At 57.3% G+C, this 20,184-nt stretch carries 15 protein-coding genes; 10 read left to right on the forward strand and 5 right to left on the reverse strand.

The window, feature by feature from the left end; translation table 11 throughout:
- Positions 1-9 precede the first annotated feature (9 nt).
- The gene (gene gabT / locus D467_RS0108320; RefSeq protein WP_018917048.1) at positions 10-1,281 is read left to right on the forward strand and encodes a 4-aminobutyrate--2-oxoglutarate transaminase; all 1,272 of its coding nucleotides are present in this window, start codon (positions 10-12) and stop codon (positions 1,279-1,281) included.
- Positions 1,282-1,411: 130 nt separating this feature from the next.
- Here the strand turns inward: gabT and D467_RS19125 are convergent, their stop codons facing one another.
- The 4 genes from D467_RS19125 to D467_RS19545 are packed head-to-tail and all read right to left on the reverse strand — an operon-like array spanning position 1,412 to position 7,935.
- Positions 1,412-4,645 carry an efflux RND transporter permease subunit gene (locus tag D467_RS19125; RefSeq protein ID WP_018917049.1) on the reverse strand — a complete coding sequence of 1,078 codons (3,234 nt, stop codon included), beginning with the start codon at positions 4,643-4,645 and terminating at the stop codon, positions 1,412-1,414.
- A complete protein-coding gene (locus D467_RS0108330) occupies positions 4,642-5,835 on the reverse strand; it encodes an efflux RND transporter periplasmic adaptor subunit (RefSeq protein WP_018917050.1) in 1,194 nt (397 codons plus the stop codon). Before D467_RS0108330 ends, D467_RS19125 begins: the two co-directional genes overlap by 4 nt.
- Positions 5,832-7,286: an efflux transporter outer membrane subunit gene (locus tag D467_RS0108335; RefSeq protein WP_018917051.1), complete on the reverse strand. Its 1,455-nt coding sequence runs from the start codon at positions 7,284-7,286 to the stop codon at positions 5,832-5,834. Before D467_RS0108335 ends, D467_RS0108330 begins: the two co-directional genes overlap by 4 nt.
- Positions 7,287-7,290: 4 nt before the next feature.
- Positions 7,291-7,935, reverse strand: a complete 645-nt coding sequence (locus D467_RS19545) for a TetR/AcrR family transcriptional regulator (RefSeq protein WP_081621231.1) — start codon at positions 7,933-7,935, stop codon at positions 7,291-7,293.
- A 103-nt stretch (positions 7,936-8,038) separates the two neighbouring features.
- Between D467_RS19545 and D467_RS0108345 the strand changes: the two genes are divergently transcribed.
- On the forward strand, positions 8,039-8,812 hold the full coding sequence (locus D467_RS0108345) for a MipA/OmpV family protein (protein WP_018917053.1): 774 nt from the start codon (positions 8,039-8,041) through the stop codon (positions 8,810-8,812).
- Here D467_RS0108345 and D467_RS0108350 read toward each other — a convergent pair.
- Positions 8,809-10,401: a cryptochrome/deoxyribodipyrimidine photo-lyase family protein gene (locus D467_RS0108350; RefSeq protein ID WP_018917054.1), complete on the reverse strand. Its 1,593-nt coding sequence runs from the start codon at positions 10,399-10,401 to the stop codon at positions 8,809-8,811. The two genes, D467_RS0108345 and D467_RS0108350, sit on opposite strands and share 4 nt — an antisense overlap.
- Positions 10,402-10,494: 93 nt before the next feature.
- Here D467_RS0108350 and hmuQ point away from each other — a divergent pair, with 93 nt between their 5' ends.
- The 8 genes from hmuQ (at position 10,495) to D467_RS0108390 (ending at position 20,168) form a co-directional block, all read left to right on the forward strand.
- Entirely contained in the window at positions 10,495-10,797 is a 303-nt protein-coding gene (gene hmuQ, locus D467_RS0108355) for a heme-degrading protein HmuQ (protein WP_018917055.1), read from the forward strand.
- Positions 10,798-11,651: 854 nt separating this feature from the next.
- Entirely contained in the window at positions 11,652-12,317 is a 666-nt protein-coding gene (locus tag D467_RS0108360) for a GntR family transcriptional regulator (protein WP_244147814.1), read from the forward strand.
- Positions 12,318-12,575: 258 nt separating this feature from the next.
- Positions 12,576-13,547 (forward strand): TRAP transporter substrate-binding protein DctP, encoded by a 972-nt coding sequence (locus tag D467_RS0108365; protein WP_018917057.1) that lies wholly within the window; start codon positions 12,576-12,578, stop codon positions 13,545-13,547.
- 76 nt (positions 13,548-13,623) lie between these two features.
- Positions 13,624-14,133: a TRAP transporter small permease gene (locus tag D467_RS0108370; RefSeq protein ID WP_244147816.1), complete on the forward strand. Its 510-nt coding sequence runs from the start codon at positions 13,624-13,626 to the stop codon at positions 14,131-14,133.
- On the forward strand, positions 14,130-15,410 hold the full coding sequence (locus D467_RS0108375; RefSeq protein WP_018917059.1) for a TRAP transporter large permease: 1,281 nt from the start codon (positions 14,130-14,132) through the stop codon (positions 15,408-15,410). Before D467_RS0108370 ends, D467_RS0108375 begins: the two co-directional genes overlap by 4 nt.
- Before the next feature lie 19 nt (positions 15,411-15,429).
- Entirely contained in the window at positions 15,430-16,308 is an 879-nt protein-coding gene (dapA, locus tag D467_RS0108380; RefSeq protein WP_018917060.1) for a 4-hydroxy-tetrahydrodipicolinate synthase, read from the forward strand.
- A gap of 9 nt (positions 16,309-16,317) precedes the next feature.
- Positions 16,318-19,290 (forward strand): FAD-dependent oxidoreductase, encoded by a 2,973-nt coding sequence (locus tag D467_RS0108385; protein ID WP_018917061.1) that lies wholly within the window; start codon positions 16,318-16,320, stop codon positions 19,288-19,290.
- Positions 19,287-20,168: a DMT family transporter gene (locus tag D467_RS0108390; protein ID WP_018917062.1), complete on the forward strand. Its 882-nt coding sequence runs from the start codon at positions 19,287-19,289 to the stop codon at positions 20,166-20,168. Before D467_RS0108385 ends, D467_RS0108390 begins: the two co-directional genes overlap by 4 nt.
- The last annotated feature ends 16 nt before the right edge of the window (positions 20,169-20,184 follow it).

The raw sequence follows: 20,184 nt of genomic DNA on the forward strand, positions 1-20,184 counted from the left end.
GGAATGGACATGACTAATCACGAACTGAACGAACTCAAAAACCGCTATGTGGCCAACGGCGCAGCGACTCCAAATACGGCCTTTGCCGAGCGTGCTGAAAACGCCGAGCTTTGGGATGCCGACGACAATCGCTGGATCGACTTCGCGGGCGGCATCGGCGTTTTGAACCTCGGCCATCGCCACCCGAAAATCGTTGCCGCCGTAGAAGCGCAGCTCCACAAGGTTATGCACACTAGCGCCGCGGTGATCTCTTACGCGCCTTATGTGCAGCTGTGTCAGAAACTGTGTGAACTGACCCCGGTACGTGGCCCCGAGCGTAAAGCCATGCTGGTCAACACCGGTGCCGAAGCGCTGGAAAACGCCGTGAAGATTGCCCGCGCCGCCACTGGCCGCACCGGCATCATCACGTTTGATGGCGCCTTCCACGGCCGCACCATGATGACGCTGGCCATGACCGGCAAGGTGCTGCCCTACAAGAACGACTTCGGCCCGATGCCGGGCGACGTATTCCGCGCCCCATTCCCGAATCCGCTGCACGGTATCAGCGAAGAGGCGTCACTCGATGCCATTCGCACGTTGTTCAAGACCGATATTGCGCCGCATCGCACGGCGGCCATCGTGATCGAACCGGTACAAGGCGAAGGCGGCTTCTACATCGCCTCACCGGATTACCTGAAAGCCCTACGCGCCCTGTGCGACGAGCACGGCATTCTGCTGATCGCCGACGAAGTGCAGTCCGGCTTTGCGCGTACCGGCAAGCTGTTTGCGCTGGAGCACAGCGGCATCGAGGCGGATATTCTGACGACCGCCAAGAGCCTGGCCAACGGCATGCCACTTTCCGCGGTAGTGGGCTCAGCCAAGGTGATGGACGCCTCCGGCCCCAACTCGCTCGGCGGCACCTACAGCGGTAACCCGCTCTCTTGTGCTGCGGCGCTGGCGGTCATTGACGTAATCGAGGAAGAAAACATCCTTGAGCGCAGCGCGCAGATGGGTCGCTTGCTGGCTGAACGTTTTGGCGTCTGGGAAAAACGCTTCCCCGCCGTGGCGCACGGCCGCCAGCTGGGCGCCATGGCCGCGTTCGAGCTTTTGGATAGTAACGGCAAGCCCGACACCGCGATGACCCAGCAAATTTGCGCGAAAGCGCGTGAGAAAGGGTTGATCCTGCTTTCCTGTGGCTTCTACGGCAACAGCATCCGTATTCTGGTGCCGTTGACCGTTTCTTCCGAGGTGCTGGAAGAAGGCTTAAGCATTATCGAGCAGTCGCTGGAAGCGCTTAGCTAATACATCGCGTAGGCAACTAGAGCCTGTCACCGCCAACAGCATGCGCTGTTGGCGTTTTGGTTTTTAAGGCGCTGATGTAAGCAACAGGCCGTCCGCTGACGGCCTATCTGCCGATCAAGAAGTGAGTGGCTTAATCCAGCACTTCGGGCTCGTTGGCATTGGCCGGGGTGAGCAGGTAGTAGAGTGCGGGCACTACCAGCAGCGCCAGCAGTGTGGCCGAGATCAGCCCGAAGATGATCACTAGTGTCAGCGGTCGATACGCGGCGCTGCTTATCGCCAGCGGCACGAGTCCGACGATAGTAGTCACGGCGGTAGTCAAGAGCGGGCGCAACCGGCGGGCGGCACCTGCAGAAGCCGCCTCGGCCACGCTCATGCCCTCCCTGAGAAAGCCGTTCATGGTATCCACCATGATGATGCCATTGTTGATCGCGATGCCGATCAGCGATACCAGCCCGATCATGGCGAAAAACGAAAACGAGATGCCGAACGCCCAGAAACCCAGCGCGGTGCCAATGATCGCCAGCGGCATGGTGGCAAAGATGATCAGCGCCTGGCGGAAGCTGCTGAACACGATCACCAGCACGCCGACCACCAGCACGATAGCCACCAGCATGGCGATGCCGATCGAGCCGACGGTGTCGGCGGTCTCGGCAGATTCGCCGCCCACCGCGATGCGATACCCTGCGGGCCAGTCGCGCTGCAACTCCTCAAGGCGCGGCGCAACGTCGTTCATGATCTCGGTTACGGTGCGGCCCTGGTTCTTGGCCAGAACGGTCAGCGCGCGCTCGCCATCGACATGGGAAATCGCAATCGCGCCTTCCGACTGTACAGGGCTTAACAGCTGGAACATGGCGATGGAACCGCCGTCCGGTAGGTAAGCGCGCACTCGCGAGAACTCCTCGACATTGCTCGGTCCGCCCGCTTCGCCCGGTTGGCTGGGCCACTCCATGCCTAAGCGGATGTCGATATCGTCGGTTTCGCCGGAGGTGGCGAAGGTGCCGATGATATCGGAGCTGTAGGCGATGCGTACCTGGGCGGCGAGCTCTTCATGGGTGATACCGAAAAAGCTCAGTGCGTCACGATCCGGGCGCAGCGCCAGCTGGGGCTGCGGCGCGCCCAGGTTGTCGCGTACGTCCACCACGTTCGGGGTTGAAGTGAGTACCTGCTGCACCTGCATCGAAAGCTCCTTCAAGGTATCCATGCTGCCGCCAAGCAGCTGGATCTCAATGGGATCCCCCGGTGAGGGACCGCCGCTTTCCGGCACCACGAGCAGCTCGGCGCCCGCGACGTTACGGGTCAGGAAGTCGGAAAGCTCTACGCGCAGCTCTTCCGCCAGCACGTAGGAGTCTGCGTCGCGCGCCTCGCGCGCCTTGAACATCGCCGAGAAGCCGATGAAGTTCTCGGCATCGCTTGGCTGCAGCGAAGAGGCACCGCCTCCGCCGGCAAACGGGCTCTTAAGCCCCACCAGCTTGATGATGCTTTCGAAGTAGGGCTTGTCGCGTAGTATCTCGCCGATCTGATCGGCCACGACCTGAGAAGTCTCCAGCGGCGCGGTGGGCGGTAGCTCGATATTGATGCCCAGCCGCTCACCGTCCGCAGCCGGGAAGAGTTCGAGACGCGTTTGAGTAAACGCGAATAGCGAGATCACGAACAGGACAACGGCGCCCAGTATCCAAAGCCAGGCACGGCCGCGGCTGGCTACGATATAACGGCCGTTAAAGCGTTCCACTCCGTCGACGGCGCGCTGGGTTACACGATCCGCCAGTCCCGGCTTTTCCTCACCTTCCGCGCGGCGCTGTTTGCCCAACAGCACCCGTGACAGCGGTACCGCGCAAAGCATCGCCACGGCGAACGAGAGCACCAGGCAGATGATGATCGTGGTGGGCAGTACGCGGATAAAAGCGCCCATGGTACCGCCAATCGACATCAGCGGCGCCATGGCCAGAATCGTGGTTACCTGGGCTGCAAAAATGGGCACCGCGTAGCGTTTGACGCTGATCAGCACGGCCTGGCCGAAAGTGCGCCCATGGCGGTAGATTTCGTCGTGCAACCCCTCCATCAGGATAATGAAGACATCGATGATCATCACCAGCGCGATCACCATCCCGATGATTACCAGTTCGTTGAGCGAATAGCCAAATGCCCAGATGGCCAGCAGCACGCCAGCAAAGGTAATCGGCACGGCCAGCCCCGAGACGATCGCCTCACGCCAGGAAATGGTGATAAACAGGATGACAAAGACCACCAGCATGGTCTGCAGGGCGCTGACAAAGACTTCCGTCAGTGAATCCCATATCTGCACGGCATCGTCTTGCAAAACGGAGTAGTGCACCTGGGAGGGCCAGGTGTTGGCCGCCTCCAGATCGGCGAGCGTTGCGCGAATGCGCTCCACCACCTGCACCGTATCGGCGCCCGGCGTTTTGGTAATCGACATCTCAAGCGATGCCTCAAAATCGCTGCCGCGCTCGCTGAAAAACGCCCGCGACTGTTCGGTTTCCTGCATGCGCTGAACGGTGGCTACCTCGCCCAGAGTCAGTGCGCGGGAGCTCTGGTTGTTCTCAAGCCTTGATACGGGCAGCGTGCGCAGGTCATCGATATCCGAAAAGCGTCCTTCCAAACGTACCACGGCGCCCATGTTCTGGCTGCGCACTTCGCCAAAGGGCTGTTCGATGTTGGCCTGCTGCACGGCGTCGCGGATGGCGGTGGGCGAGAGCCCCAGCGCCAGCAGCCGCTCGGGGTTGATCAGGATCTGGACGATATCTTCGCGCTCACCGCCGATATTGACCTCGTTGATGCCCTGCACACGCTCCAGGGCATCGCGAATTTGGCGTGCGGTCTGGTTGAGCGTGGCGGAGCCGGCGCTCCCGTGCAGCGCCAGAGTCAGTATTGGACGGTCGTCCACCGAACTCTGGTTGATGCTGGGGCTTTCGACGTCCGAAGGAAAGCCCGATTCCGCATCGGCCACGGCGGCGCGCAGCCGTGTCATGGCATCCACGGTATCGGTTGATGCATCGAACTCGACGGAAATCACCGACAGCGAATCGAAAGAGGCGCTGTTGACCGTGTTCACGCCGCTGAGCGTGGTGATTTCGTCCTCGATCAAATCGGTGATCTGCTCTTCCACTGAGCGCGGATCGGCGCCTGACCACACCGTGGTGATGCTTGCCTGGGGAATGTCCAGCGCGGGCAGCGCTTCCTTGACCAGCGCCGAGTAGGCGAACAGCCCGCCCAACACCATCGTGACCGTCAGCAGAATACCGAAGATCGGCTTGAGAAAGAAAAAGCGCATCAGCCGGTGGGCGTTACGCACTTCATCGCTTTCGCGCGGCGTCGGCAGTGACGCCTGTGTGGACTCCGAACTCATGGCTGGCCCTCGATAAGCGTCACGCGCTCGCCATCGCTCAGTCGGGTGCGCCCTTCGGTTACCACCTGCTCACCGGGGGAAAGCCCCTCAAGCACTTCGCGCCGATCGCCGGCCTGCTGGCCGAGCTGTACGCTGCGCTCTTCTACCCGGCCGCTCGCCTCATCGTAGACGAATACGAAGGCCTGATCGTTGAGAAAGCGCAGGGCATTGAACGGCACGCTCAGCGCATCGGTCTTCTCGGGCTCGGCCATCCAGACGGCCACGAAAGCGCCGTCCTGCAAGCGCGGGTTGTCGCTGGTGGTGCGAATGATGATCTCGAAAGTGCGCGACTGCGGATCGACCGACGGGCTGATCGCGTGTACTTCACCTACTTCGCTGTCGCCGAGCTCCTCGGGGTCCAGGCTATCGGCGTGCTGTGGCGGGCGCCCACCGATAATGGCACGCGCACCCACTTCGACGCGGTCGAAATTATACGCTGGTAGGTCGACTCGCACTTCGAAGCGCGAAGGGTCGATTACCAGCGCCGGTACCGTCTGAAGCGCCCCCTGCTCGGAGGCGGTATCCACGGTGCTGGGCATAAAATAGCGGCCCTGCTCGATGTTAAGGCGCGCCAGTACACCGTTGATGGGCGATACCAGCCGTGACTCCTCGAGCATGACCTCGGCCTGGGCGATCTGTGCGCGGGCGTTGTCGCGCGTGGCTAGCGCTTGCTCGACCTCCACACGCGCCTCGTCCAGCTCCTGGGCAGACGCCGAGCGCTGGTTGATCAGCGTCTCGTAGCGATTCTGGGTGACCCGCGCTAGCGACAGGCTGGCTTCGGCCTCGTTCAACGACGCGCGGGCGGAGGCCAGCTCCGCCTCTAAACGCCCGGGGGCCTGATGAGCAATCAGTTGGCCCTCTTCCACCGGCATGCCTACCCGCAAGTCCTGGTCCACAAAGGTGACCTTGCCCTGCTCGGTAAAGGTCAGGTACTCCCGGCGCAGCGAGCGAGCGGTGCCCTGGCTGTATTGCCATCCCTGCAGGGCGATCACCTCAGCAGGTATGACGCTGACGCTGACCGCGGGCTCTTCCGGAACCTGCGCCTCAGCGCTATCTTGCCCACCTTTTTCTCCACTACTGTCTCCACCACTACAGGCGCTCAGCAGCAGTAAAAGCGCAAGGCTAAAGGCGGCGATGTGTTTGATGTTCATAATGCAGACGTTCCTGTTGAGGACGGATCAAACGCAGAGACGGCGTCAAAACCGCCTCCCAGGGCAAGATGCAGGTCGATGCGATTTTCCAACCGATCGTATTGGGCCGTGATAGTGGCGCTGCGGCTATCCAGTGCGCGCTGGTAACTTTCCAGCACATTCAGGAAGGGCTCAATGCCCTGCATGTAGCGGTTGAACGAGACGCGAACCGCTTCCTCGGCGTAGTCGGCCGCTTCATTGCTTTCCACAACGCGCCGGTCCAATAGAGCGTCCACTGAAAGCGCCGTCTCGACTTCTGATAGTGCCGTTAGCGCGACATCCACGTAGCCGTAAAACGCCTCATCGCGCTGTCCTTCAGCAGCGTCAGCCTGGGCACGTAGCCGCCCGCCCTGAAAAATGGGCTGTACGATATTGCCTGCAATCGTCCAGATAAAAGAGCCGCTGCTGAAAAGGTCCGCCAGTTCGCTACCCGTCGAGCCGGTGTTGCCGGTCAGTGAAATGGAAGGCAGAAAGGAGCGCTCTGCGGCATTTAGCCGGTAGTCCGCTGCTTGAAGCGCCCACTCGGCGCTGCGCACATCGGGGCGACGAGCCAAAAGCTCGGCGGGAACCCCGGCCGTGGGAAGCGGCGGCACGGCAGGAAGTTCGCTGGTTGTGATCAGTTGTCCTGCAGGGTACTCGCCCATCAGCGTTTCCAACTGGCGCGTCACGCGGGCCAGGTTTTCCCGGCGTTGCTCAAGCCCCGCCTTGGCAGAGCCCAAGTTGGCATAAGCCAAGGTGACATCGGTGGGCGAGACGATCCCGGCATTGGCGCGATTCTCGACCTGACGCGCAAACTCGCCGAGTGCCTTTACGGTGCTTTCGGATAAATCCACCTGGGCTCTTGCCTGCACGATGCCGAGATAGAGTGACACTACGTCGGCGACCAGGGATTGATGCATGCCTCTTAGCTGCTCGCTGGCAGCGAGAAAATCCGCCTGCCCTGCGTTGGATAGAGACGAGAGCCGCCCCCATAAATCGATTTCCCAACTGACATCCAGCGACGCGCTATGGCTATTGGAGATGCTTTTTCCGCCGCCTTCAGACCCCGGTACCGGGGCACCCTGGCGCTGCTGTCGAGAGCTGTTCAGCCCGGCGCTGATCTGAGGAAAGAGATCCGCACGATCACTGCGTGACTGCGCCTCGGCGATACGCGCCTGGGCGATGGCCTGGGCAAGCCCCGGGTTATAGTCCAAGGCATTTCTAACGAAGATATTCAGCTCTTCGTCCTGGAAATCCTGCCACCACGTATCGCCAGCAAACACCTGCTGCCCGGGTGATGCCAAAAAAGCACCAGGGAGTTCCACCGGTAGCGGAGGGGGCTTAGGAGAAGGGGTGGCCGCACAGGCGGTTAATAACACCCCCAAGCTTGAAAGATAAACGAGTCTGCTAAATCCATTGAAGGGCATCGGCATGTGTTCAGTCCGTTGAAAGGAGTCGTAGCATTACTTCGCGGTGGCTGGCCTTGATGGCGGCGATCTCAGAGGCAGCACTTTCGCCTCCAATGATCATTTGCCAGAACATGGCCAGTACTGCCGGTGAAAACGCCAAGGCAATTTGTCCAGATGTCAGCGTGGTGTGTGACGTATGCTGGCGCAGGTAGCTTTCCAGTGCGCGTTGACGTTTTTGGATATAAGGCCGATAGGATTGCTGATACCACTGCTGGACTCTCTGCGGGTTTCTGCCGCTTTCGACGAGCAACAGCCGCATGATGGTGAGCCTGCGTGTCGTTTTGCTATCGCCATAGAGCATGTCGAGAAAGCTATCGACGGCGGATTCCAGCGTGCCTTCGCTGCTCAGTACCCAGGCGTCATCGGTCACGACCGGCAGCATGATCGTATCGAGCAGTGCTTCGAACAGCGCTTCCTTGCTGGTGAAATGCGCATAAAGACCCGCTTTGGTGATGCCTGCCTTACGTGCAATACGCTCAACCGTGGCCCCTTCGAATCCTGACATACTGAATTCGTCGAGCGCGGCATCCAGAATGTATTGGCGGCGAACCTCAGAGGGCAGGCGCGTGCGTTTTCTCGGGGAAGAGTTGTCCGTTTTGGATGTCTGCGTCATGGGGAGCTAACCGAGTAGAAACCGCTAATAAAATGTTACTATACACTAACGACCATTTGGTAGTTAAACGCTCGCTCGCCGATCCGGCCACAGGACTTATGACATGACGTATACATACACACATCGCCGATCATTAACGTTAGCGCTCGCCTTTGGCAGTTTTGCGCTCAGCGCGACGGCGTTAGGGGCTCAGTGGGAAGGAACCCTGGGGGCAGGGGCAATTTACGCGCCAGACTATCTGGGCAGTGACGATTACGAGTGGACGCCTTTTCCGGCCTTTGAAGCCACCTACGACGACACGCTGTTCGTCAGCATGCGAAACGGCATTGGTTGGAATGTCATTAATCGGGATGGCTTTAAAGTGGCGCCCTTTATCGGCTACACCTTCGGCCGCGACGATACCGGCGATATCAGCAATCTGGAGGAGGTCGACGGCGGCGCCACGGCCGGCCTGCGTATCAGCTACCAAGGTGGCAGCTGGCGCTACAGTGGATCGGCCGAAACGCCCTTCACCGGCGATATTGACGGCTACCGGCTTGCGGCCAGCGCTACTTATGTCAACCGGTTTAGCGAACGTACCGTCATTACGTTTGGGCCTGAACTTGCTTACACCAGTGACAAGTGGACAGACGCGCTGTTTAGCGTCTCACCAAATGAGAGCGCAAGGTCAGGCATTGCCGCCTATGAGTCCGATGATGGCGCTTTCTCAGTAGGTGCCAATGCATCGTTGAGCTACTACCTGACGCCGCAATGGTCGGTCACTGGTGTCCTTGGCGTATCGAAGCTCACCGGTGATGCCAGCGATAGCCCGATCGTTGATGATCTGGGTAGCGATGTGCAGTGGCGTACAGGTGCGTTCATCAACTACCACTTCTAATCGAGATTGCTTTCACTGCCCGGCCCGCCCTCGTCAAACAGCGAAAGCTGTTGACGGTTGGCGGGTTTTTTCGGTTTAGAGTGGCGTTTTGGCGGGCGGCGCTGGCTGGCGAGTTTGTCCACAATGGCCTGGCTGGCTTCTTTGGCTTCGGGCGTGCGCCTGAGCTCGTAAAGCGTCTTTTTCCAGTGGCGGGCTTCGGCTTCAAAATCGTAGGGCAGGGGATAGTGCTCGCCGGGCTGAAAGCCGAAGCGTGTTTGCAGGCTTTGGGGTAGCGCCCAAGGCGTGGCGCGCCACTCTATGGGCAGCACGGTGAGCTCCGGCACCCAGCGGGCGACAAACTCGCCGCTCGGGTCGTTGTCCTCGGCCTGCTTGACGGGGTTGTAGACCCGAAGCGCGTTGGTGCCGGTCGCGCCCGCCTGCATCTGCACTTGAGGATAGTGAATACCGGGCTCGAAATCGGTGAACAGGCGCGCCAGATGTAGGGCGGGCTCATGCCAGTGCAGCCCGAGGCCAAAGGTGGCGTGAGAGATCAGCATGGCGCGCATGCGAAAGTTGATCCAGCCGGTGTGAATCAGACAGCGCATGCAGGCATCCACCAGCGGAACGCCGGTTCGGCCCTGTTTCCAGGCGATCAAGTTGGGATGTTCAGAGCCGCGTTCGCGCAGGCCGCGCAGCGACGGGTGCAACGTGTGCGACTCCATGCCGGGCTCGCTTTCAAGCTTTTGAATGAAGTGGCAGTGCCAGTGAAGCCGCGAGGCAAGGGCGCGCAACGAACGACCCCAAGCGGAGTCGTCTGCGTGCTTCTTGCGCTGGCGGCGCAGCGACTGCACCACTTCACGCATGGAAAGCGTGCCCCAGGCCAGGTGCGGCGAAAGCCGCGAGCCGAATTCCTCGGCAAGCAAGGGCTTTGATATCGAACCCCGGTAGCGCCGCCCGCGCTGGGTGATGAAGCTGTGCCACAACGCCCGGCCCGCCTGACGGCCCCCGGGCTGGCGCTCGGGGCAGGGCGTGGCGTCGAACCCGAGCGTCAGCCCGTGAAGCTCGTCGGCTTCAATATGATGAAAGGCTTCCCAGCCTTGGGCTACTTGTGCATTTTGTGGAGCCGGACAGGTCGGTGCGGTCATCAGCGCCTCCCACTGCGCTTCCCAGGCACTGCGGTCCGCCACGCGGGATTTCAATCCGCGCACTACACCGTGCTGGCGTGCTTCGTGCCATGGGGTTTGGTGCTCTCGACACCACTCCTTGACTTTGAGATCACGGGCAAAACTCCAGGCGTTGCCGGTTTCTTCATGCGAGTGCAGGACGATATCGCCATAGTGCGCTTTGAGGGCGACCAGCAGATCCAAGATATCGCCCTGCCACAGGCATAGCGGCAACCCACGGGTTTTAAGTGCTTGCGTCAGATCCAAAAGCGAATCGGCGGCAAACTGCCAGTGACGCAGCGCGCTGTCCGGCGCCTGCCACTGCCCCGGTTCAATGGCGAATACTGGCAGCACAGGCCCTGCTGCGGCGGCGTTTGAAAGCGGCGCATGATCGTGTATGCGTAAATCGCGTTTGAACCAAACCACCTGGATGCCGGTCTTTGCCATAACGCCCCCTTAGGCTACCTTGGGCTATCCGTGCCCAATTGACGACGTTACCATCAAGCACTGCAACGCCACCATCTCAAAAGGAGTAAGCGCATGTATATCGCCATGAACCGTTTCCGGATTGCCCCAGGCCGCGAAGAGGACTTTCTGGAGGTGTGGCGCAACCGCGATTCGCATCTGGATGAGGTGCCGGGCTTCAAGCAGTTCAAGATGCTTCAGGGGGCCAGCCAGGAAGACCACACCGTGTTTATTTCTCACAGCGTATGGGAATCGGAAGAAACCTTTCGTGCCTGGACCCAGTCAGAAGCCTTCCGTAAAGCGCATGCGGGTGCCAAATCGCCAGAAGGTATTTACTTGGGGCCGCCCAAGTTTGAAGGTTATGAAGTGGTGCTTTAAAGAGCACGACTATTTTTAAAGCAATATTACCTTTAGTTAATTAGCCCGCAAGTCAGCGGGCTAGCAAGCGGTGCTATTAGTATAATTGCAAATTCTTAAATTGCGCTGTAACCAGTTCAAAAATGATAAGCCATTTTGGGGAGTGAATAGTTTTGAACCTAGGCAATATGATAGCGCGACAAGTACATAGTAGGCAGTTAGGTAAATTGGCATCGGAGGTCTTTTCAAACGGCAGGGTGGCTTATTGCTGGGTTGCCTAAATCCAGCGCCTGCAACTTTTTCTTCAATCACCATGAATCATTAATGCTATCGTGGGTATAGTTTAAAAATTCAGGCGACGAAAGACAGGCAACGCGTATTGATTTTAAAGGCGCACCTAGATAAAAACTTATAAGTTGCCCAAGCATAAGAGATTAAAATTACTGATTGAATGCAGAGTAGTCAGATATAGCAGATATACATTAATATCATGCTTTATATGATTTTTACGTCAACCCAATATTGTGCCGGTTTAAATTTTAAAATGATGAGAATATATTGATTGTTTATAGTTTGGATCAGGCTTTTTGTTGACTTAAGTTTTTATGGTGAATGTTAAGCTAGTTGGTTAGATAAGATGTAAATAGCATGCTTAAAGTTGGTTGCTGGATTTTAATTATATTGCTGTACCTAATAATAAAATATTAAGATGAAAATGTGCTCAAGGTTTTTGCGGTTTTAGGTTAATGTTTGATGCTTGTTTTATGTGCGCTGGTCGTCAATTAAAATATAGTTCTAGTGGTAGTTTGAACAAAGATCGTTACAATAGTTGAATAAAGAACGTTAAGTATTTTTTAAAAGAGTGAGGATGGAGTGTGTTTCTAGGATTGAATGATAACGATGTCCGTGATAGATCAGAACAAGGTGGGTTATCCAGCGTTGCCTATGAAGCTATCATGCGCATGATACTCGCTCGCGAGCTTTCTGGGGGCGATATCGTACAGGAAAGGCGTCTGGCCGATGAGCTGAATATGTCTCGTACGCCTGTACGCGAAGCCTTGCGACGCCTTGAGGCGGAAGGTTGGCTGGTGAGATTAAATGCGCGCACCATCGGGGTAAAGAAGATTGCCATCAATGAGTATGTGGCGGCGCTTCAAGTAAGGGAGCTGCTCGAACCCGAGGCAGCAGCCTTGGCGGCAATGAAATCGCAAACGAAGATGATTGCGGAATGGGCTGCAAAGCTCTCTACCATCAGGCAATCGAAGCAAATTGGCCTCAAGCAGCAGTGGGAGTTTGATCAAACGCTTCACATGGGCATCGCGCAGGCGACAGGTAATGAAGTGCTGCTCAAGATCATCTCCGAACTGAGAAAAACGACGCAGATATTTGAAAACCAGACGCTGCCCGCCAAGTCGTTTCCTGGTTACGATGCCCACTTGGCGATTATCGATGCCATTGTAGAAGGCGATGCCGATAAGGCGCGCAAGGCTATGCTGGATCATTTACGCGAAACGAAAAGAAATATATTCGAAGCGATCTAGTTTTAATTTACTTTTAAGGCACTAGTTTGGTGCTTCAGAGTCTCAATTTAAACGATTTAGCCCTTTTTTTACTTATACTAAAGGTTTAATGGTAGCAGTAAAGTAAAGTATTTATAAGAATGCACAGGGTTTGTGCAATCCACATAATTTCTCACCTTTTTGAAGCATAAAGGCGATCAGGCGTCTTCTGTTTTATAAGTTGACAGCTGGTATACCACTGGTCTACAAATAGGTTATCAACTTCTAAGAGAAACAATTATGAAAAAATCTATAGCTGTTGGGATTGCTGCAATTGCCTCTGTATGTTCCACATTTTCTTGGGCTGAGAATTTAACATTGAGGGCAGGTCATTCGGCCAATTTGAGCGAGCCTTATCAAAAGGGCTTGGAAAAGTTTGCTGAAGTAGTGGAGCGCGAAACAAACGGTGAAGTTACCGTTCAAATATTTCCTAACAATCAGTTGGGCAACGAGCGGGAAATGATCGAAGGAGTGCTTTTAGGCACTCTGGATATTACCGTTCCTACCAACGGTGTCTTGACTAATTTCGTTCCTGAACTGTCGCTTTTCGACCTGCCTTTCCTGTTCGATGACCGTCCGCACATGTATCGCGTCATGGACGGTGAGGTGGGCGAGCGTCTGGCCGGTTCCATGCAGGAGAATGGCTTTCAGTTGCTGGGGTTCTATGAGGCAGGTATTCGCCATATCGTGACCAAGGAGCCGGTCAACAGCATCGAAGATCTTGAGCGGCAAAGCATCAGAACCATGCAGATTCCGGCCCACGTCGCCGCTTTCAACGAGTTTGGTGCCAACGCCGCGCCACTTGCCTACAGCGAGCTTTATGCGGCGCTAGAATCCGGCGTGGTGGACGGCGCTGAAGCCGCCTTCACCAACTATCAGGCGCAGCGGTTTTATGAAGTGGCGCCGTACCTTGCCGAAGTGAGCTGGACCACGCTGGTCGCGGATCTGATCATGTCCGAGCAGCGCTTTTCAAGCCTGCCCGAAAACGTGCAGCAGGCGTTAATGGTAGCCGGTAAAGAGTCTGCGGAGTACGAGCGCCAGGTATACGCCGAGATGGACGCGCGCATTCGCGAAGAGCTTTTAAGTGCTGGCGTCGAGTTTACCCAGCCCGATCTGGAACCCTTCCGCGAAAGAGCTCAGGCGGTCTATAGCAAGTTCGTCGATACGGATCAAAAACAAGAGCTTTTGGACACTATCGAGCAACTACGCTAGCAGGTTAGATAGTCAGGGCTATAAGTAATTATTATGAATAGCCCTGCTTCTTCAGGGGGGAGTTATGGCACTTATAGTGCAAGTAGCCAAACGAGTGTTGCAGGGTATCAGATTCTTGATTGCCGTATGTGTCGTTGTCTTGTTCAGCTATATGGTCGTCGCGATACTGACACTTGTAGCAGGACGCTACATCTTTGGATTCTCTGTGGCAGGGGCTGCTGAAACGGCTACCTTCGCCCAGATATGGGTTATTTTTCTAGCCGCTGGTATTGCCATGCGTGAAAAACTTCATATCGGCGTTGATATTCTTTATGAAGTCCTTCCCGCTGTTCTCAAGCGAATTACCGCACTTTTTATTCTGCTTTTGGGCAGCTGGTTTTTATGGCTGGCTATTCTCGGCAGCCAGCGGCTACTTCAAATCGGCCAGATGCAAACTTCGTCGGCGCTAGGTATTCCCATGTGGATACCTTATCTCTCCTTGCCGGTAGGGCTGGGCTATTTCTTCCTCGAATTCAGTATTGCTTATTTAAAGAAGGTTTTCGCTAAAGAGTGCGCTGACAATAATAAAGAGGAAACCGCATTATGATAATGGTCATGGTGTTATTCGTACTTCTTTTAATTGCCGGCGCCCCCATCGTGTTTACCATGGGCGTCTCGGCGAGTCTCGTGCTGATGGGTGAGGGGATTCCCAGTAGCATCATTTCCCAGCGTCTGTTCGCGGGGCTAGACAGTTTTACAATCATGGCCATTCCGTTTTTCGTCCTGTCGGGGCTTTTGATGGAGCGCGGCGGTATCGCGCGACGCATGATTGATTTTGCAACCGCGCTGGTCGGCTGGATTCGAGGGTCGCTGCTGCTGGTATCGGTGGTGTCGGGCACCGGTCTTGCCGCCGTGTCGGGCTCAGGCTCTGCCGATACGGCGGCCACCGCCTCTCTGATGCTGCCCGAGATGAGAAGGCGTCGTTACGATATCGATTTTGCCGCTGGTTTGATGGCTGCGGCGGGCTCTTTGGGCCCCATCATTCCTCCCTCCATTATGATGATCGTGCTGGCCTCTGTGGGTAACGTCTCGGTAGGTGATATGTTTATCGCAGGTATTGTGCCGGGGTTTCTAATGGCGCTGGGTCTGCTGCTTGCGGGGTATTTTCACGCTCGCCGTTATGGCGGTGTGTATAGCCAGGTACAGCCTTTCTCTTTGAAGGAGCTGGGCGTGACCGCTTGGAAGGCCATCCCGGCCTTCCTGATGCCCATCATTATTATCGGCGGCATTGTCGGCGGCGTTTTTACCCCGACCGAAGCCGCCTCGGTAGCTGTTGCGACCGGAATGCTGGTGGGACTCTTTATCTATAGAGAACTCAAGCTTCGTGATCTGCCACGCTTGATACTGCGGGCGGCGAGTATTTCGGCCTCCGTAATGATGATCATTGCCGTGGCCAACATCTTTTCGTGGCTGGTCGCCAGAGAAGGCGTACCCCAGCTGCTGGTGGGGTTTTTGCAGTCCTTATCCGACAACCCTTGGGTATTTCTGGCGCTGCTCAATGTGGGGCTGGTGTTTGTCGGCATGTTCATGGAAAGCATTGCCGCCATCTTGATCCTGGTGCCGGTATTGATGCCCGTCGCGCAGAGCTACGGCATCGACCCGCTGCATCTGGGCGTAGTAATTATCATCAATCTTTCCATCGGCATGATCACGCCGCCCTACGGTATCACGCTGTTTGTCGCCAGCAGTATTGCTCAGCGCCCCATCATGCGCGTTGCAGCCAAAATCGTCCTGCCCTTGAGTTTCATGCTGGCCGTGCTCGTACTGGCGACTTACGTCCCTTATGTCGTGACCGCCTTACCCGATTTTTTTAGATCCCGTTAACGTTGAGCCGGAGAGTTAAATGTCCCAGTTTGCTGGTACTTATAGTGTTCTTATTACACCTTTCGATAAAGATCTGAACGTCGACGTAGAGAGACTACGCACGTTTATCGATTGGCAGATTGAGCAGGGTATCCATGGATTGATCCCGCTTGGCAGTACCGGTGAATTTCTTTCGATGACCGACGACGAGCGCCGTCTAGTGGCCAAGACCGTGATCGATCAAGCCGCCGGACGTGTTCCCGTGCTGGTAGGTACCGGCGCTGAAAATACCAATGATGTCATACGTTACAGCCAGGAAGCCGAACAGCTTGGTGCAGACGGGCTGATGATCATTCCGCCTTACTACAGTTGTCCCACCGAAAACGAGCTTTATCACCACTACAAGCAGGTATCCGACGCCGTCTCGCTGCCAATCATGATCTATAACAACCCCAACGCGGCTAACGTGGACATGATGCCCGAAACGGTGGCACGGCTTGCCGAGATCGAAAACGTGGCTTACATCAAGGAGTCGACGCTAGAGATTACGCGCGTGCGCGATATCCTAAGACTTTGCGGTGACAAAATAGGTGTGTTTGGCGGGGTTTTGGGGTTTGAGTCCTACGTGGAAGGTGCGATCGGCTGGGTAGCGGTTGGCTCCAACGTCATGCCTAAGGAGTTTGCCGATCTATACACCGCCACGGTGGTGGAAAAGGATCTGGATCGCGCCAGGGAGGTGTATCGCCACATTCTGCCGGTCATCGATTTCGTGTTCGGTCATCGCTACGTATCCGGCACCAAGGCCTTACTTGAGTCGATGGGCAAAAGCGTGGGGAATCCACGTCCTCCCCGCCTTTCCTCGCCCCCCGAAGACAAGGCATGGGCTGATGATATCGTTCGCAAGCTTTCGCTGAAGTAGGAGGCTTTAATGGACGCGCTGGGACACAGGATCTCAAAAAACGCTAAAGAGATAACTTTTACTTTCGAAGGCGAGAAGGTCGGTGCCATTGAAGGCCAAAGCTTGGGCGCGGCACTTGTCGGCGCGGGCCATCTGTCTCAGCGCGAAGGCCGCCTGGAAGGAACCCATGGTCATTATTGCGGCATGGGCGCATGTTTCGAGTGCCTAGTAAGCGTTGACGGCCGCTCTGGCGTGCGCGCCTGCATGACGCCTGTTCAGCAGGGACAGGCGGTCAAGCATCATCCCTATAAAACTCCGTTCGTTATCGATGCGCAATGCCAAAGCACTGCCCGAAAAGCGTCTCATGACGTCGTGACGACAGACGTACTGGTCGTCGGTGGAGGGCCTGCCGGTTTGCAGGCCGCGCTTTCAGCGCGCGAAGCGGGGGCGAGCGTGCTCTTGATCGATGAGCGCACAAGTCTGGGTGGTCAGTATTTCAAGCAGCTGTCATCGGCCTATTCAACAAAAGACGGCAATGCGCCGGATAAGCAGATGCAGGCGGGTCGCGCGCTGATCGATGAGCTCGAAAAAGCGGACGTTCAGCAGTGGCGCAATACGCTGGTCTGGGGAGCGTTTCGTGAGCGTGCCGATCAGATTCAAATCGGAGTCGAGCGAAACGGCCAGGCGCTGATCGTCGAGCCCCGGGCCATCGTTATTGCCACCGGCGCCACCGAGCGGCCCTACCCCGTACCCGGCTGGACGCTTCCCGGCGTGATGACCACCGGTGGGCTGCAAACGCTGCTGCGCTCCTACCGCACGTCACCGCCTGGGCCGATTCTGGTCGCGGGCAACGGGCCGCTCAACCTGCAGGTCGCGGCCGAGTTGGTTGCGGCAGGCGTCGATGTAGCGGGGGTAGTGGAAAGTGCGAAACTGACGTCGTTGGCAGCGTTTAGCCAGACCGGGCAAGCGACCCGCCATGCGCCTTCCTTGATCGGTGCCGGGCTTGGCTATTTGCTTACTCTCAAGCGTGCCCGCGTACCTATTCTCGATGGCTACGCGATTGCGGCGATCAAGGGCGAAAGCGCCGTCGAAAGTGTGGTGCTGGCGCCTGTTACCTCCGAGGGGGAGCTTGGGCAGCCGACTCGACAACTTGATGTGAAGGCGATAGGGCTTGGCTATGGCTTCCAGCCGCAGGCTGAAATCAGCCGGTTGCTGGGCGTCGAGCACCATTATGCGCCCGCCACGGCTTCAGCCCTCAAGGTGCTTTCAGCCGCGCGCGCGGTGGACGGCAGCTGCAACGTCGAGGGCGTTTTCGTTGCCGGTGAGGCCGGCGGATTCGGCGGCGCCCAGCTGGCGCTTGCCCAAGGTGCGCTTTCGGGCATCTCTGCCGCCAGACACTGTGGTTATCAAACGGATGTCCCTACCTCGCGCTGGCAGGCCCGGCAGCGAAAGCATCGGCGTTTTCAAAAAGCGCTTTGGGGCGCCTTCGCATCGCCGCTCAAGCCGCTAGCGGGTGTTACCGACGATACGATCGTCTGCCGCTGCGAAGGCATTACCGCCAAAGAGATACTGAGCGGACTTGATGCATGTAGCGACGTGGCCTCGATCAAACGTCAGACCCGCGCGGGCATGGGGCGCTGCCAGGGTCGCTATTGTGCCTCGACGGTCAGCATGCTGATCTCCACCGATAAAACCCCAGGCAGTCAGTTTGATCTCCCAGCTCCGCAAAACCCTATCAAACCGATTGCCATTGGAGCTTTAGCCATTGAAAAGGGTGAGTGGGCGGGCCATCGGCGCGTAGAGACGCCGTCAATGTCTGTTCATCAAGAGCCCACCAATTCTCAAGCCGCTCTTGAGGTCGACGTATTGGTGATCGGCGCTGGCGTTGCGGGAAGCTCTACCGCCATGGCACTGGCCAAGCAGGGTGTCGAGGTGGCGGTATTGGATCGCGGACTGCCCAACGGTCAGGCATCAGGCGGCAATGCGGGCAGCTTGCATGTTCAGCTGCTGTCGTTCGATTTTGGCGCGAAAGCCGAAAGGGGAGGTGGCCCCGCCGCCAGCACGCTGCCGCTTCAAAAAGCCAGCGCCTCGCTTTGGGAGACCTTGGCTTGCGAGCTCGATAGCGATATCGAGTTCAAGCGTAGCGGTGGCATCATGGTCGCTGAAAGCGACGCGCAGATGCGCTTTCTTGAGAGAAAAGCGACATTGGAACGCTCGCTGGGAATCGATACACAGATTGTCGACCGAGCCGATATCGAGCGTAAGCTACCCGCAATCTCCGATGCCGTGATTGGCGGGGCGTGGTGTAGCGAAGAGGGGAAAATCAACCCGCTACTTGCCACCCCCGCCCTAGTTCGGGCGGCCAAGCAGGCCGGCGCGCGCTTTTTTACCAGCGATGCGGTTAAAAGCCTGGAACATGCTAACGGCAAATGGTTGGTCACCACCGGTAGCGGCTGTCGATATCGGGCGAATAAGGTGGTGAACGCTGCCGGCGCCTGGGCGGGGGAGATCGGCAAACTGGCCGGGGTACACGTACCCGTTCACGCGGCCCCTTTGCAGATGATCGTCACCGAAGCCGCCGAGCCCATAGTAGACGTGCTGCTTGCCCATGCCGATCGCCACCTGACGTTGAAGCAGGCGGCTAACGGCAACGTGATCATCGGGGGCGGCTGGCCTGCGGGGCTGAGTATTCCCTTTGGCTACCAGCGTCCGCTTCTGGAAAGTATTGAGGGCAACTTATGGGTCGCGCAGCATGTGCTGCCGGCATTGAATCAACTGCGCGTATTGCGCTCATGGGCGGCGATCAATATCAACATAGACGGCGCGCCGATACTGGGTGAAGTGCCGCATCGCCCGGGCTTTTACAACGCGGTGACGTCCAACGGATTTACCTTGGGGCCGTTGGTTGGCCGGATCACGGCAGATTTGATTATCCGCGGCAAGAGCGATTGGGATCTAGCGCCTTTTTCGCTTGATCGCTTTGAAGGGCAGCCGGTAACGTGAGCGGGGTGACGATGCCGGCGCATCGCCCGCTTCGCGGCATCGCCTGCATGCTCGCCGCTGCGGCGCTTTTCGTGGGCATGGACTCTCTGGCCAAGTATCTGGGCGATCACTACTCGCCGGTGCAGCTGGCGTGGTCGCGTTATAGCGTTCACTTGGTTGTACTGGTCTTGCTGCTGGCCCTCATGGGGCGGCTCACTCGGACCGAGCTCGAAAGCCGTGCGCCCTGGGGGCAGTTTGGCCGGGGGCTGCTGCTGCTTGGCGCTACGCTATTTGCATACCTGTCTGTGCGGGTTCTGCCGCTTACCCAAGTCTACGTCGTCAACTTCAGCTCGCCGCTGATCGTTACGCTGCTGGCCATACCCCTTTTGAAAGAGAAGGTCGGCGCCAAGCGCCTGCTAGCGGCCGTGTGTGGATTTTCAGGCGTCTTGATTGCGGTGCAACCCGACGTAGATGGCCTTGATGCCAATCTTTTGTTGCCGGTCGGCATGGCGGTCTGTTTTGCGCTCTATCAATTGGCGACGCGCTACTTCGCCGGCCAGGATTCCGCGCTTACTTCGCTTTTGTATACCGCCGCCGCTGGCGGCGTGGTAAGTACCTTGGCGGTTCCCTTTTTCTGGGTGCCTGTTCACCGCGAGGACATTGCCTTGTTCGTGCTGATCGGTGTGCTGGGCGCGCTTAGCCACTTCGCGCTGATCGAGGCCATGCGATCGGCCTCGGCGTCGCTGGTATCTCCTTTTTTATATTCGCAGCTTATCTGGGCCACGCTCATCGGCTACTGGTTTTTCGGCGACTACCCGACGAAAGCCACCTTTGTCGGCGCGGGTATTGTTGCTTTGGCAGGCAGTTATCTGATTTTCAATGAACGTCATCGACATTAAACAGTAAATAGAGAGG

The organism is Vreelandella zhanjiangensis DSM 21076, assembly GCF_000377665.1.
In the GTDB taxonomy this organism is placed as follows: Bacteria; Pseudomonadota; Gammaproteobacteria; order Pseudomonadales; family Halomonadaceae; genus Vreelandella; species Vreelandella zhanjiangensis.